The 15,022-nt window shown below is 69.8% G+C and carries 13 protein-coding genes; 3 read left to right on the plus strand and 10 right to left on the minus strand.

The annotated features are described in order from the left end of the window. Positions 1–189 precede the first annotated feature (189 nt). Both KUF83_RS39305 and KUF83_RS39310 read right to left on the minus strand, forming a co-directional pair. Complete coding sequence (locus KUF83_RS39305) at positions 190–1,374, minus strand: amidohydrolase family protein (protein ID WP_217459902.1); 1,185 nt, start codon at positions 1,372–1,374, stop codon at positions 190–192. Positions 1,375–2,152: 778 nt separating this feature from the next. Continuing rightward, a complete protein-coding gene (locus KUF83_RS39310) occupies positions 2,153–2,752 on the minus strand; it encodes a TetR/AcrR family transcriptional regulator (RefSeq protein WP_217459903.1) in 600 nt (199 codons plus the stop codon). Between the two features lie 145 nt (positions 2,753–2,897). On the opposite strand from KUF83_RS39310, the gene KUF83_RS39315 reads away from it, so the two are divergent. Together KUF83_RS39315 and KUF83_RS39320 are read left to right on the plus strand one after the other, a co-directional pair. Then, entirely contained in the window at positions 2,898–3,692 is a 795-nt protein-coding gene (locus KUF83_RS39315) for an alpha/beta fold hydrolase (RefSeq protein WP_217459904.1), read from the plus strand. Positions 3,693–3,784: 92 nt separating this feature from the next. Beyond that, positions 3,785–4,156 (plus strand): antibiotic biosynthesis monooxygenase, encoded by a 372-nt coding sequence (locus KUF83_RS39320; RefSeq protein ID WP_217459905.1) that lies wholly within the window; start codon positions 3,785–3,787, stop codon positions 4,154–4,156. 251 nt (positions 4,157–4,407) lie between these two features. Here the strand turns inward: KUF83_RS39320 and KUF83_RS39325 are convergent, their stop codons facing one another. Genes KUF83_RS39325 through KUF83_RS39350 form a run of 6 tightly spaced genes read right to left on the minus strand, consistent with a single transcriptional unit; the run spans position 4,408 to position 12,308 of the window. Continuing rightward, entirely contained in the window at positions 4,408–6,069 is a 1,662-nt protein-coding gene (locus tag KUF83_RS39325) for a (2,3-dihydroxybenzoyl)adenylate synthase (RefSeq protein ID WP_217459906.1), read from the minus strand. Further along, positions 6,059–8,116 (minus strand): acetate--CoA ligase family protein, encoded by a 2,058-nt coding sequence (locus KUF83_RS39330; protein WP_217459907.1) that lies wholly within the window; start codon positions 8,114–8,116, stop codon positions 6,059–6,061. The genes KUF83_RS39325 and KUF83_RS39330 overlap by 11 nt, the downstream gene beginning before the upstream one ends. Further along, on the minus strand, positions 8,113–9,666 hold the full coding sequence (locus KUF83_RS39335) for an FAD-dependent monooxygenase (RefSeq protein ID WP_217459908.1): 1,554 nt from the start codon (positions 9,664–9,666) through the stop codon (positions 8,113–8,115). Before KUF83_RS39335 ends, KUF83_RS39330 begins: the two co-directional genes overlap by 4 nt. Before the next feature lie 16 nt (positions 9,667–9,682). After that, positions 9,683–10,408 (minus strand): maleylpyruvate isomerase family mycothiol-dependent enzyme, encoded by a 726-nt coding sequence (locus tag KUF83_RS39340; RefSeq protein WP_217459909.1) that lies wholly within the window; start codon positions 10,406–10,408, stop codon positions 9,683–9,685. Continuing rightward, entirely contained in the window at positions 10,405–11,235 is an 831-nt protein-coding gene (locus KUF83_RS39345) for a fumarylacetoacetate hydrolase family protein (RefSeq protein WP_217459910.1), read from the minus strand. Before KUF83_RS39345 ends, KUF83_RS39340 begins: the two co-directional genes overlap by 4 nt. Beyond that, positions 11,232–12,308 carry a cupin domain-containing protein gene (locus KUF83_RS39350; protein ID WP_217459911.1) on the minus strand — a complete coding sequence of 359 codons (1,077 nt, stop codon included), beginning with the start codon at positions 12,306–12,308 and terminating at the stop codon, positions 11,232–11,234. The genes KUF83_RS39345 and KUF83_RS39350 overlap by 4 nt, the downstream gene beginning before the upstream one ends. Positions 12,309–12,428: 120 nt before the next feature. On the opposite strand from KUF83_RS39350, the gene KUF83_RS39355 reads away from it, so the two are divergent. Next, positions 12,429–13,202 carry an IclR family transcriptional regulator gene (locus tag KUF83_RS39355; protein WP_254645045.1) on the plus strand — a complete coding sequence of 258 codons (774 nt, stop codon included), beginning with the start codon at positions 12,429–12,431 and terminating at the stop codon, positions 13,200–13,202. A 96-nt stretch (positions 13,203–13,298) separates the two neighbouring features. Here the strand turns inward: KUF83_RS39355 and KUF83_RS39360 are convergent, their stop codons facing one another. After that, positions 13,299–13,601 (minus strand): aldehyde dehydrogenase family protein, encoded by a 303-nt coding sequence (locus KUF83_RS39360; protein ID WP_217459912.1) that lies wholly within the window; start codon positions 13,599–13,601, stop codon positions 13,299–13,301. 162 nt (positions 13,602–13,763) lie between these two features. Beyond that, positions 13,764–14,954 (minus strand): amidohydrolase family protein, encoded by a 1,191-nt coding sequence (locus KUF83_RS39365; protein ID WP_254645046.1) that lies wholly within the window; start codon positions 14,952–14,954, stop codon positions 13,764–13,766. Positions 14,955–15,022 lie beyond the last annotated feature (68 nt).

The following is a 15,022-nucleotide window of genomic DNA, read 5'->3' on the forward strand; positions in this document are numbered from 1 at the left end:
GACGACCTTCCACGTACCAAGCTGACCTGTGCAAACCGGCTTCCCCATCCTGCGGGCCGCGTTCGCCCGGCACGCGACGTCGATTCCCGTCGACCGCTTCTCCGCCAGCCGCGCTGGCCTTTACGCAGAGCATCGCCCGCTGCCCCGTCGGCGGGGCAGCGGGCGGCGGGCTTGGCTCGCAGTCGCGGCTCAGCGAGAGCCGGAGCGGCGTATACGCGCCTTCAGCTTCGGGAACTGCTCGAGGGCGTTGTTCCGCTCGAGAGCGATTCGCTGGCGCCGGCTGTAGATCTCATCGACGGTCGGTTCGGGGTCGGCTGCCTTGAGATCGGGCAGGCTGCCCTTGAGGAAGGGCATCGTCTCGACGTTGTCGGCCGCGTAGAGGTGGCGGGTCGCCGGCCAGTCGCTGCCGAACATGATGTGGCTGTCGGGCACCAGCGATGACAGCGGCTGCAGCTGCGCGGCGGTGAACGCCTGTGCGTTGTCGAAGTACATCCGCTTCATGTACTTGAGGGGGCCTTCGGGCAGCACCTCGTTGAACGGCGGGAAGGCCGAGTGCCGGGTCGCGAGCCGGAAGGCCAGGAACGGCAGTGCCCCGCCGCTGTGGGTGAAGTGCCAGCGGATGTTCGGGTAGTCCCGCAGGACACCGTTGTAGATCAGGCTCGTCATCGCGCGGGTCGCGTCGAAGTTGTACTCGAAGACGTTGTTCCCGGCCGGGATGTCGGGGCCGAAGCACAGCTTGGGAGCCGGGTTGTTCTCCGGACCCGTCGGGTGGACGTAGACGTACGCACCGCGGTCGTTGAGGATCTCGTACAGAGGCGCGAACGAAGGGTCCCCCAGGTAGGTGCCCTTGTAGTTGGTGAGCAGGCAGATGCCGTCGAGATCCAGTTCGCCGAGCGCGCGGTCCATCTCGGCCACCGAGCCCTCGATGTCGGGCATCGGGGTGACCGCGAAGATCCCGAACCGGTCACCACGGGTCTGCACGAGGTCGCGGGCGTAGTCGTTGACCGCACGGGCTGTGGCGCGTCGGTCGTCGACCGGGCCGACGGTGACCTGGAGGTCGCCGAACGACAGCACGCTGGCCTGGATCCGGTACTGGTCCATGAAGGCCAGGTGCCGGTCGACCGACCAGGGGCCGTACGCCCCGGTGATGGCGCCGAGCAGGCCGTACCGCTTCAGGTAGTCGTTGTACACGTCGGGGGAATAGTGCGCGTGGGTGTCGATACGCCAGTTGCCCTTCGGGAACCCCGAGCCGGACGATGCTGCCTCCGGACTGGCCATGGCAGCAGGCATGGTGGCCGCAGCAGCCGTGACGAGTGCCGCGGCCGATGCTCCTTCGATCATCCTTCGACGCGAGATGTTCCGTCGCAGGTTCATTTCCGGTGCTCCTCTTCGTTCTGTGTGCGAGTCAGTTCGTGTGTGTGTGTGCGTCACGGTGCCGTCGCCGGGCCGGCTCCCCGGGCCGGCGTGCACGCGGTCCGGCCGACCGGGGAGCGTGAGCGGCCAAGTCGCGCCTCGACCTGGCCAGTTGCCGCCGACAGGACGGTCCGGCGTTCAAGCGTGGGAACCCACAGCGCCGACGTGGCCGCGTAGACCGGCGTTCACCGGTCGCCTAGTGGATCGGACCGCGAGCAACGCCGTCGCTGCCCCCACCGAGGTGAACAGGCGGGCGGTTCGTTCATGCCCTGCGTCATCGCCGAGCTCCGACAGCGAGGTGCCGACCGCAGAAGTCAGGTGCCGCACAGCAGGCTGGCCGACGTTGCCCACCGGCGGGACGAGGAGTACGTGCATGACCACCAGACAACAGCCGCCTCATAAAGCACGTACCACTCAGCACATGAAGCCTCTATGAAGCCGATCGCCGCACTGGCGACCGTGCCTGAGAGAACTACGTGCTGGCGCGGGGCGTCGCTCAGGTCGGTGGTCGACCAGACTGGCTCGGCCGGCCAAGCGTCGGCGACCACGTCCGGGAGTACCTGACGGCGCTCCACATGCGCACATGGACAGGTGGGCGGCGGCCATGCCTGGTGTGCAGTAGTGCCCAGCAGCGGACGGCGAGACTCACTCCACAGGGGCGGCGATGACGGGCTGTCAGGAGTCCGGTCTACCTGCTAGAACGCGGTTGTTCCTCTCCGTCAACAGTTTTCGGTGACTACTACCGGGAGTCCTGCGGTGTGTCGGAGGGGTGCAGGGTGGTGAGCCATTGGTTGACGACGGCGTCGATGAAGGTGTCGGTGACCTGGCCGCGGTCGAGGAAGAGCCGGGCGAGGACGGGCCCGTAAAGCAGGGTGAACTCGTCGTCGCTGATCTGGATGCCCGAAGGCTCCAGCAGCTTGTTGAAGCCGACGTAGCGGTCTTGGCCGATGCGGGCGAGTGCCCGGGCGCTGTCGGGGTCGTGGTCGGCCTGGGCGGTGACGGCCAGGGCCGCGGCTCGCACGGCCGGGACGCTGACGCCGGCGCGCAGGCTCTTCAGCCAGGCGGTGGCTACGGCGCCCACGTCGGTGCCCGGTTGGGGGTACGTGCCGAGGTCGGGGCCTTCGAGGACGAGGTCGAAGAGCAGCGCGGCGCGGGTGGGCCAGTGGCGGTAGAGGGTCTGGCGGGTGACGTCTGACCGCTCGGCGAGCAGGGCATAGGTCAGTCCGGCCGGTCCGACCTGTGGCAGCAGTTCCCGCGCGACGGCCAGCACTCGGTTGCGGGTGCGCTGTACGCGCGGGTTGCCCGGGGTCGGCTGACGGCGGTGGAGGGGCTGCTTCATGCCGTCACCCTACCCCCGCATCATACGACGCGTGTGATTGAGGTCACAGGCGGCAATCATACGGACTGTGTGATAGACCTGAGGAAGTAATCACACGCACTGGATGATTCTTGCGTGTCGGTATACCTGCGAAAGGTGAATGGTCATGTCATCTCGGAATCTGGTCGAACCGAAGTACGCCCGTACCCGCCTCGGCTCCGGCCCCGGCCTGCTCCTCGCCCACGGCGCAGGCAGCAGCCTGGCCGGCACCTACGGACCCGTCCTGGAAACCCTCGCCACCCGCCACACCGTCGTCGGCATCGACTACCCCGGCAGCGGCGACACCCCCCGCTCCGCCACCCCGCTGTCCCTCGACGACCTCGCCGACCAGCTCGTCGCCGCCGCCGACGCCGAAGGCATCGACCGCTTCGCCATATCCGGCTACTCCCTCGGCGGCCCGGTCGCCATCCGCACCGCCACCCGCCACCCCGAACGCGTCACCGCGCTCGTCCTGACCGCCGCCTTCCCGCACCGCGACAACCGGCTCGCTCTCGCCTCCACCATCCAGAGCAAGATCGCCGCATCCGGCGACCGCCAGCTGCTCGCCGCATTCCAGCTCATGATGGCCCTCGGCACCCAGGCGCTGGAATCCATGCCCGCCGAACAACTGCAGCAGACCCTCGGCTATGTCGCCGCCAGTACGGTCGACGGCAGCTCCGAGCAGACCGACCTCGTCGGCCAACTCGACGTCCGGGACGACCTCGCCGACATCACGGTCCCCACCCTGGTGATCTCGACCACCGACGACCGCCTCGTCTCCCCCGCCCTGCATCGCCACCTCGCCGAGACCATCCCCAGCGCCCAACTCGCCGAAATCGCCACCGGCCACCTGCCCATGCTGGAACGCACCGACGAATGGCTGCAGCTCACCACCGACTTCCTCGACAAACACCACGCCTGAAGACACACCCCGGGCGGTACCACAGGGGCCTGGCCCTTCACCCGGACCGCCCATTGATCACAACTCACCACACGCGAGTACATGGAGGAACCATGCTCAAGTTCGGCCAGCTCGACGAGTCCCCCCACTTCCACGACCAGCAGAAGGAGGAGGCCGGCCCGGTCACCATCATCAACACCTTTGTCGCCCCGGAGGGCAAGGAGGACGAGGTGGTGGCCGCCTGGAAGGACGACGCGGAGTACATGCAGAGGTCGGGGAGCCTCCTCTCGGTGCAGCTGTACCGGGGCATGGCCGGCAGCCGGCTCTTCACCAACGTCGCGGTCTGGAAATCCACCGAGCACCTCCGTTCAGCGCTCGGTACGCCGGAGTTCGCCTCGCATCTGGCGAGCTACCCTGCCGGTACCGTGGCCTACCCGCACCTCTACCAGAAGTTCGCTGTAGAGGGCGTCTGCGACGGGGAATGACGACCGCCACCCGAGTCCGGGCCGCCGTTCGCCACGCGCACGACGTACGAGAGGACGCCTGTCGCCGGTCACCAGGGCGAGGTACATCCCGCTACTGGCCCGACGGTCGGGACACGGGGCGACGGCGGTGGTGGTACCTGAAGCTGTTCCCAGGTACCACCAGAAGGCCGGCATGGCCACTTGCCTCCCTCCGGGGAAGCGAAGGTCACCGTGTGACGCCGCTGGCCTGTTCGTCGGCGCGGCGAGCGCCGTCACACCGCCTCGACGGAGTCCGCCTTGCCACGGACCACCTCCCGCAGACGCTTCTTGTCGATCTTGCCGACCTTGGTCAGCGGCAACTCCTCCACGACGAGCAGGTCTTCCGGGAGCTTGTATCGCGCCACCTGCATGGCGGTGAGGGCGGCACGGACCGATTCGAGGCTCAAGTGGGTCCCCGGCTCGACGACCACGACCGCGCACACCCGCTCCCCCAGGTCGGGGTCGGCCTTGGCCACGGCCGCGACGCGGGCGACACCGGGCAGGCGGTAGATCAGGTTCTCGACCTCCTCGGCGGAGATCTTCTCGCCGCCCCGGTTGATGAGGTCCTTGTCCCTTCCTTCGACGACGAGATTGCCCGACGGGTGCAGCCGGACGACGTCACCGGTGCGGTACCAGCCGTCGGGGGTGAACGCTCGGGCGTTGTGCTCGGCGGCCCGGTAGTAGCCGCGCGGGGTGTACGGGCCGCGGGTGAGCAGCGCGCCCATCTCGCCGGGCCGGACCGGCTCGTCGGAGGCGTCGGCGACGAGGATCTCGTCGTCCGGGCACATGGGACGTCCCTGTGTCTCGATCTTGATCTCGTCGGGGTCGTCGGGGCGCGTGTAGTTCAACAGTCCCTCTGCCATGCCGAACACCTGCTGGAGCGTGCCACCGAGCACGGGTTCGGCGCGGCGGGCGACCTCCGGCGCGAGGCGGGCGCCCCCCACCTGCAAGAGTCGTAGGGCGGGCGGGGCGGGGTGGCGGCCGGAGGCCACCGCGTCGATCCAGCGCTGGACGACGGCCGGTACGGCGGCGGTGACCGTCACGCCCTCGGCCGCCATCAGAGGCAGCACCTTGCCGGGTTCCGGGGTGCGGGCCAGGACGACCCGGCCGCCGTTCATGAGGGTGCCCAGGATACCGGGACAGGCCAGGGGGAAATTGTGTCCGGCGGGCAGCGCCACCAGGTAGACGGAGTCGGAGTCGAGGCCGCAGACCTCGGCGCTGCGCCGCGCGTTGTACTCGTAGTCGTCGTGGGTGCGGGTGATGAGCTTCGGCAGTCCGGTCGTGCCGCCGGAGAGCAGGAAGACGGCGATGTCCCCGCTGTCCGGGGCAATGTCGTCGAGCCGGGCCCGTGCGCCGGCCGGGTCGTCGGCCGGTTCGGCCAGGGCGCGCAGGTCCGTGGCGTCGGTACGGGCCGTACCACCCGCGACGAGCAACAACCGTACGCTCGGGGTGTCTTCGGCGACCTCCCGCCCCAGAGCCTGGTGGTCGAAGTCGCCGAGTCGGTCCGGTACGGCGATCGAGGTGACCTCGGCATGGGCGGCCAGGTAGCGCAGTTCGTGACCGCGGTGCGCGGGCATCGCCATCACGGGAGCGATTCCAGCCCGCAGACAGGCAAGGGTGAGTGTGACGAACTCCCAGCCGTTGGGCAGCTGGACGAGCATCGCGTCCCCGGATCTGAGACCGCTGTCCAGCAGGCGGCATGCCAATCCGTCAGCCCTGTCGACGAGTTGGCGGTAGGTCAGACGCGTGTCGCCGTCCACTACCGCCACCGCGTCGCCGTAGGTCTCCGCCCATTCGTGAAGGTACGAGCCGAGCGGCTTGCCACGCCAGTATCCGGCCTCGCGGTAGCGGTCGGCCGCCTCCTCGGGCCAGGGCACGAATCCCTCACGCGTCATCGGATCCTCCTTGATCCCAGGGGTCACACAGCAGCAGTACGGCGTCGAGCGCGACGACGTCGCCGTCGGGCAGGACGCGCAACGGGTTGATCTCGCACTCGGTCACGGCGTCGTCGGCCGCGAGGGAGGCCAGGGCGAGCAGCACGTGGGTGAGTCGCGCGCGGTCGACCGGGGTGGCGCCGCGTGCGCCGAGGAACAGCTGGCGGGTGGCGAGTTCGTCGAGCATCCCGTGGGCCTCGTTCGCGGACAGAGGCGCGAGGCGCAGGGAGACGTCGCCGAGGATTTCGGCGGCCGTTCCCCCGGCGCCCAGAGCCAGCACGGGGCCGAAGACCGGGTCGCGGCGTATGCCGACGATGAGTTCGGGACCGGCGGGGGCCATCTGTTCCACCAGTAGCGCGGGGCTCGCGGGCATGCGGGCGAGGGCTGCGTCGAGCTCCTCGTGCGTGCGGATGCCGACCTGGACCCCGCCCACTTCTGTCTTGTGCAGGATGTCCGCGTCGAGGATCTTCACGACGACCGAGCCGCCGAGCTCATCGAGAGCCGCGTGCGCCGCGGCGGGGTCGGCGCACACGCGCCGTACAGGCGTGTGGATGCCCAAGTCCGCTAGGACACCCTTGGCCGTGTGCTCGTCGACCAGCCCCGGCGGGGGCAGGGTGGGGGCATCGGAGGCGGTGAGGACGGCCTCCAGTCGAGTGCGCGCAGCCGCGTCCTCGACGAGCGCGCGCACCATCACCGATCCCGCGGCCGGCGTGGCCGCGCAGGGAATGCCGGCTTCGCCGAGTTCACGGCGGGTCCGTCGCGCCTGCTCCACGGGTCCGCCGACGACGGCGACGAGCGGGGTGGCCGTACGGGCGGCGGTCAGCGCGGCCGGGAGGTCCACGGTGGTGGGTTCCAACAGCCCGTAGACGGCGGTGAGGTCGATACCGGGGTCCTCCGAGACCCGCTCCACGATCTGCGTGATCGTGGGTGAGGGCCGACCGGTGTCGACGGGGTTGTTCAGATAGGTGAGGGCCGGGAGCAGCTCGCGCAGCTCCTTCACCGTCCGTTCGACGAGCGGTGGAACCTGGATGCCGTGGGAGCGCAGGTCGTCCGTGAGCAGCAGACCGGGTCCGGCCTGGGCAGTGACCAGGCCGACGCCTGCACGGGGATGCGCGGGAAGTCGTACACGGCTGAGTGCGGTGACGGCGTCGACGAGGTCGCGCTCGTCGTCGACGAGAACGGCTCCGGCCTGGCGCAGGGCCGTCCTGGTCACGCGCCAGGAGGTGGCCAGGGCGCCGGTGTGGGAGCGGGCGAAGTCGCCGATGTCGCTGCGGCCCACGACCAGGGCCACCACAGGGACACGGTCGGTCAGACGCCGTACCGCCTCGGTGAGGCGGCGGCCCTCCGCGGCGGTCTCCACGTGCAGGGCGACGGCCCGTACGCCGTCGTCCTCCGCAAGGTGGTCGAGGACGTCGCCCTGGGTGACGTCCAGGCTGTTGCCCAGCCCGACTCCGAGGCGGAGGCCGACACCGGCCTCTGCCAGCGCGAACGCCAGCGCGTGGTTCACGCCGCCGCTTGCGGCCACGACCGCCACCGGGCCCGGTTCCAGGTCGGGCGCGCCCGGGACGAAGCTGGCCGTGAGCCGTCGATGGGGGGCAAGAAAGCCCGAGGTGTTCGGTCCGAGGACCCGGATGCCGGTGTCCCGTACCACCGCGGTCAACGCCATCTGGTGCAGCGGTCCGTCACCCCCGGCTTCGGCGAACCCGCCGGCGCACACGAGTGCGGCGCGGGCGCCGACGGCTGCCGCCTCGCGCAGGGCGTCGGCGGTCACGGCCGCCGGAATGCAGGAGACGACCAGGTCGGGTGTGATGCCGTGGGCTGCGGCGGCGTCGCCGACGGTGGGGAAGAAGCCCCGATCAGGGTCTGGACGGCCGGAGTTGACCTTCATCACCGGCCCCGGGAAGGAAGCCAGGGAGTTGACCATCGCCGCGCCGAGCTTCCCGGGCGTGGCCGATGCGCCGAGCACGGCAATGGCTCGGGGTGTGAACAGTGCTTCCAGGGCGCTCACTTGCTGCCTCCGACGAGGTCGGCCCGGCCGGAGAGGACGAGCGTGGTCGCGGTGTCGTCGTCGTACGCGCCGACGACCGCGGCGAGCAGGCTGTGCACGAGCCGGGCTTCCTCCGCGACCAGTACGCGGGTCAACGCCGTGCCACCGCGTACGCCGACGAGCAGGACGCCTGCCTCTGCCGTCTGACGCACCTGATCAAGGGCGAGCGGCAACCCCTCCTCGGTGTCCGGGGCCTCGATCCACACGCCCGCCCCCGACGACTGACCGCTGAAGGGAACCATCGGGATGCCGGTGCCGTCGGTCCCGGTCAGGACGTCGTCGTCGACCGTCACCCGCCGCGAGGGAAGGTGGTACGGCCCGCCTTGGAAAGGCGTGTTCAGGGGTTCCGCATGGTGACGGCCCCGCCACCATCCGTCGACGCGGTCCACGTACAACGCGTCGCGCACGGCGAGTTTGCCCCGCGGGATGCTGCGGGTGAGGAAGTGGAAGGCGAACTGCGTCGGGTCGTCGAGCGTACGGACGTAGCGGCCGAAGTGCTCCCACCAGGACAGGCTGGGCCGCGCCGAGTTCTGGATCCTCTCCACCTTTGGGCGGCGGCGCTCCTCGTAGATCTCCAGTGCCTCCGGCACGCTGTGCGATGCCTCCCCCAGGGCCTCGGCCAGCGCGACCGCGTCCTCCATGGCCATCTTGGTGCCGGACCCGACGGAGAAGTGCGCGGTGTGCGCGGCGTCGCCCAACAGCACCCACTTGCCCCGTCGCCACGAACGGGCCCTGCGCGTGGCGAAGTTGGCCCAGCGGGAGTTGTTGCCGACCAGCGGGTGCCCGTCGATCTGTTCGCGGAACAGGTTTTCCAGGTACCCCTTGGTCTTCTCGTCGCTCATGCCCGGCGGGGTCGACGGATCGAAGGCGTCGAGACCGGCCCTGGCCCAGGAGTCCGCGTCGGTCTCGACGATGAAGGTGCTCAGCGAGTCACTGATCGGATAGGCGTGGGCGGCGAAGACACCGTGGGGACCGTCCTGGTGGACGAACGTGAGCCCGTCGAACGCGTAGGTGGTGCCGAACCAGATGAACTTCGCGCTCGCCACCTCGGCGGTCGGTCCGAAGTCGTCGGCGAACAGGGTGCGGAAGCGGCTGTTGGCGCCGTCGCACACCACGACCAGGTCGAAGTCGTCCAGCTCGGAAGGGTCGCGGACCTCATTCTGGAAGCGCATCTGTACGCCCTCGGCGCGGGCCCGTTCCTGCAGCAGGCTCAGCAGCGTCCTGCGTACGACAGCCGCCATGCCCATGCCGCCGACGCGCTCCCGTGCGCCGTGCACGCGGACCTCGATGTCGTCCCAGTGCCGACCGTGCTTCTCCAGCGCCTCGCTGAGGACGGGATCGGCGGCGTCAATGGCGTCGAGTGTGGCGTCCGAGAAGACCACTCCGAAGCCGAACGTGTCGTCCGGGCGGTTGCGTTCGAAGACCACGACCTCGGCGTCGGGCCGGCTCCGCTTCAGTAGCGTGGCGAAGAACAATCCGCCGGGACCTGCGCCGATGCAGGCAACTTTCATCGTCTTTCCTTCGGGCTCACAGCCACGCGGGCAGCCTCGGCAGGGATCCCCCGCCGGTCGGGTACAACGGGCCGGGGACGGGGCGCCCGGTCGCGTAGGCGGCCAGGCTGGGCAGGTCACCGCTCACCGCGACCGGCCCGGTGTCGGCCGAGTCGCCCAGCAGCCAGGTGTGCGCCCCGCCCTCGGAACTCAGCCGGACGGGGGGATGGTCCGGCCGACCGGAGAAGGAGGCCGCCACGTCGTCGACGAGGCCCACGCACACGTCGTGCGGCACGTCGTCGAAGCTGGTGTCGATGTTCAGGTCGACGGCGTGGACCCATACCTCGCGCACCCGCATCCAGGGCACTTGAGAGACGGGCACCTCACGGCCTCGCGCGGTGCGGACGGTCGCCGCCCAGCACTCGTCGGGCAGCGCGGCGAGCTCCTCGGCGAGACGGCCGTCGGCCGCGAGCAGCTCGGCGCGCAGCTTCTCGGCCGGCTGGCGGGCGCCCTCCTCGATCTCGCGCGCACGCTGGTCGCCACTTGCGTACATGGGCGTCTCGACACCGGTACGCGCCCAGATCAGCAGGTTGACGAGTGCGTTGGCGTTGCGGGCGACGTGGGCGACGACGTGGGCGCGGCTCCAGCCCGGCAGGTACGAGGGCCTGGTGAACCCTGGGTCGGTCAGCCGGTGCACGGCGGCTTCGAAGGCCGCCGTGCCCTTGGCCGCCTGCTCCAGCACCATGGCCGGGCCTGCGCTCACCGTGTCTCCCGGCGGCAGGTGTTGCGAGTCTCGCCGATTCCCTCGATCCGGGTGACGAGGAGTGAACCGTCCTGCAGATAGCGGGCGGGCTTGCGGGCGTGGCCGACCCCGCCCGGGGTTCCGGTGGCGATCACGTCGCCGGGCACGAGGGTGACGATCTCGGAGAGGTACGCGACCAGGGTGGCCGGGTCGAAGACGAGGTCACCGGTGTCGGCCTTCTGGACCGTGTCGCCGTCGACTTCACAGGTCAGGTTCAGGCCCTGGGCGGAGACCGCGGGGTCGTCGGCGGTCACCAGCCACGGCCCGATGGGGGTGGTGGCCTCGAAGGTCTTGCCCTGGTCCCACTGGGTGGTGCGGTACTGCCAGTCGCGTGCGGTGACGTCGTTGAGCACGGTGTACCCGGCGATCGCAGACCGCGCCTGCTCTGCGTCGGCGTGCCGGACCTCGGCACCGATGACGACGCCGAGCTCGGCCTCCCAGTCCATCTGCGTGGACGCGGCGGGCAGGGTCACGTGGTCGTAGGCACCGACCAGCGCCCTCGCGAACTTGCTGAACAGCGTGGGGTGCGAGGGGAGTTCGCGGCCCATCTCCAGAATGTGGGTGCGGTAGTTGAGACCGACGCACACGACCTTCTCCGGCGCGACGACCACGGGGGCATAGTCCAGGGCGCCTTCGTATGTGTCACCGTCGGCGTCCGCGGCACGCGTCGCCCAGTCACTGTGGCGCAGGAAGGCCACCAGGTCGCTCTCGCCGAGGTCGACGGCCTTGTCCTCGTCGACGCGGACGGCGCGCGTGGTGCCGTTGATGCGGATGGTGGCGAGCTTCACTTGTGTTCTCCTCGGGAGGTACGGGCGAGACCGAGGGCCTCGTAGACGGGCTCGTCGCTGAAGCGGAAGAGGTCGACCTGGGTGCGGGCGGACAGCGAGACCTCGCACCAGGACGGGACGACGAACAGGTCGCCCTTGGCAATCTCGAAGACCTTGTCGCCGACCTGCGCGACTACCTCACCCTCGAACACCTGCCAGACCGCGGAGCCGACCGTGCGCACCGGGGTGGTCCGGGTGCCGGCCCTCAGACGGCGCATCTCGGTGCGCATCGTGACCAAGGCGTCCCTGCCGGTGGTGGGGTTCGAGAAGCGGACTCCGGCGTGCCCGGGCTCCAGCACGCCGGGGACGCCCTCGTCCTCCAGTTCCAGCTGGGCGGTCAGAGCGGCATCGGTGTGCTCCCAGCGGTACGCGTTCAGCGGGGAGTTGGGCTGGTCGGGCCGGCTGATCGGGCGCAGTCCGGGGTGGCCCCACAGTCGCTGGCCGCGCGAGCGCTCGGGGGTTTCACGGGTGGAGAGCTCGTCGGGGCCGAATTCGAAGAAGCCGGCGTCCAGCTTGGAGACGAGCGGGATGTCCAGGCCGTCGAGCCAGGCCATCGGCTCATCGGTGACGTTCTGGTGCTCGTGGAAGGCCCAGCTCGGCGTGAGCAGCAGGTCACCCCGTCGCATTGCCACCGCGTCACCGTCGACATTGGTCCACACTCCCTCGCCTTCGACTATGAACCGGAAGGCGCCCTGGCTGTGCCGGTGCGAGGGTGCGACCTCGCGCGGTCCCAGGTACTGGATCGCGGTCCACAGCGTCGGGGTGGCGTAAGGCAGGCCCGGAAGACCGGGGTTGGACAGGGCCATGGCGCGGCGCTCGCCGCCACGGCCCACCGGCACGAGCTCGCCGGAGCGCTGCGCGATGGGCAGCAGCTCCGCCCACCGCCACAGGTGTGGCACCGCGGCAGGCTTCGGCGACATCGGCATCAGGCCGTCCACCTGGGTCCACAGCGGGATCAGACCCGCGTCCTCGAAATCCGCGTACAGCTCGTCGAGCAGCTTGCGCTCGGTCTGTTCGCTGGTGGTGTCGGTCATGGAACCTCCACGTTCGGGTCGTACGGCGACCGCCGGAAGAAGCGCGCATCGTTCCGCGCCGTCCCTGACGCTACGCCGCGATTTCCCCTCACCGGAATCCATGAAGGGTAGGATTCCTCTATGGAGAATTCAGGCAGTCCTTCGCCGAGCCCCTCGTATCCGGTGAGCGCCGCCGGCAACGCCCTGCGCGTCGTTCGGCTGCTGCACGAACTCGACGAGCTTCGGGTGATGGACGTCGCCGACCGGCTCGGCGTCGCGCGCTCGACCGCGCACCGCATCCTCGCGATGCTCGTCTTCGAGGGATTCGCCGTGCAGGACCGCCACAAGGTGTACCGGCCGGGGCCGGCTCTGCAGGCGATCAGGGGAAGCCAGGCGGCCCCTCCTCCGGACCTGATCACCATCGCCCATCCCCACCTGCAACAGCTGGCGGACGCCGTCCATGAGACGACGCACCTGATGGTGCTCGAGGGCAACGGCAGCCGGTTCCTCGACGGCGTGGAAGGCTCACAGGCGCTGCGCGTCAGCTACCGCACCGGCACACTCCTGCCCGCCCACGTGACCTCGGGCGGCAAGGCCCTGCTCGCCGCACTGCCGGCTGACCGGCTCCGGGCCCTGTACCCCAACGGGCTCCCCGAGGACCGGGCCAAAGCTCCCAAGGACTTCGAGAGCCTGATGAACGAGTTGGTGTCCGTACGCCGCCACGGCTACGCCCTCAATCTCCAGGAGAGCGAGCGCGGAGTGCACGCCGTCGGCGCGTGCGTGCGCGACCGTACAGGCGCAGCCGTGGCCGCCGTGGTCGTGGCGGCTCCATCCGTCCGCTGCACCCGCGCAAGGCTCGCTGAACTGTCCCAGCCCCTGCTCGCGACAGCGCGGGGCATCGGTCAGGGTCTGTGAACGGCCGAGGCGTGCGGCACCGTCGGCCCATGGGTGCCGTTGGGTGCTGTACACCATCCCTGCGAGGCGGTTACGCCGCCTCGCAGGGATGGTTGTTCACCGGTCGTGTCCCGTCACCTCGAGGGACGGCGCCCAGCGCGGGATCTCGCCCCTGCCGGAGACCAGGCGGATGTTCTTGCTGTAGCCGTACTCGCGCAGGGTTTCCGCCGCGGTTTCGCAGCCGAAGCCGCTCGCGCCGACACCGCCGAACGGCGCACCCGTGAAATTCCGGTTGTAGTTGTTCACGAAGACGAATCCCGTGTGCAGGGCGCGGCTCCGTGTGCCGGCGTTCCAGTTCGAGGAAGGCGTCGCGGACTTCAGCGAGCGGGTGGACGCGGGCGATGGGGAGTTCCAGCTCACCGTCGGCGAACAGCGTGGCTGGTTCCCGCAGTACGTCGGCCTCGACCACGTTCAGTACGTCGATGTCCCCGTACTCCCCGTATCGCACTGCTTTCGGCATCGTGGCTCCTCTGATCGCATCGCGAGTGAGGAGAAGGCGGGACTACGCGGGCTGTCGGTCGTTCACAGCCCCAGCAGGCGGTCGGCATTGCCGTGCGCGATGCGCGCGAGGTCGGCCGGCGCGTACGGCGCGGAACGCAGGAACTTCACCGCCTCGGAGCTGGACTCGAACGGGTAGTCGATGGAGAACAGCACCCGGTCGACACCGACGGCATGGACGGCTCCCAGCAGGGCGGCATGCGACATGACTCCGCTGGTGGTGACGTACACGTTCTTCCGCAGGTAGTACGAGGGCACGTGCTGCACCCTCTGCTCAACGGGCACCTGGGGGTAGCGGCTGTCGAGCCGGGCCATCTGGAACGGCAGCAGCTCGCCCATGTGCCCCAACGTCACCGAGGCGCCCGGGAACTCGTCGAAGACGCCGCCGTAGATCAGTCGGAGCGCATGGGCACCCACCGTCGCGGTCCAGCCCCAGGACGGCCCGACCAGCACCGGGTAGCCGTCGAATACGCGCCAGTTGTCGGCCGGGATGACAGCCGGATGCAGATACAGCGTCACGCCGAGGCGCTCCAGTTCGGCCCATACGGGCCTGAACCGCGGTTCGTCCAGGTAGTGCCCCCGCACGTGGTCGTTGTACAGCACGCCCTTGAGCCCGAGTTCCTTCACCGCCCGGCGCAGCTCCACGACCGCGGCCTTGGGGTCCTGCAACGGCAGGACCGCGAAGCCCGCGAACCGTTTCGGATGTGCGGCGACCACCTTGGCCAGATGGTTGTTGACGCGCCGCGCGACGGCCACCGCCTCCGCCGGGTCCTCGATCACTTCGAGGCCCGGCGTGGAGTACGAGAGGACCTGGACATCGACGCCGTTGGCGTCCATGTCCGCCAGGCGCAGCTCGGTCAGATCGTCCAGGCGCCGGAACCACTCCTGCTTGATCGCCTCCGGCACATCCATGCGCTGACGGATCGCTGCCTCCTGCCGGATGGCTCCAGGAATGGAGAACGCCTCTTCCACGGCCACGATGCGCATCTTCTTCTCCTTCTTGGCGTTCCGATCGTCCTTCGCGCCGCCGACCGATGTGGCGGCACGGCTGCCGGGCACCGCCTCAGCGGCGAGCACGGGTTGTCCCGCGGCCAGACCGCCGACCACGGCGGCTCCTCCGGCAGCGGCGGTTGCGGCGATGAATCTTCGCCGAGTGGCCGCGGTCGGGGCCTCGGCGGGCGGAGTCACGGCGTGGACGGGACGTTCGTTGGACATGTCCGCTCTCCCTCATTGGTGGCGCGGTGATTGTCGGGACGTGCCGATCACAGTCACGCTCCGCGAAG

Origin of the sequence: Streptomyces sp. BV286 (assembly GCF_019090165.1) — a bacterium.
In the GTDB taxonomy this organism is placed as follows: Bacteria; Actinomycetota; Actinomycetes; order Streptomycetales; family Streptomycetaceae; genus Streptomyces.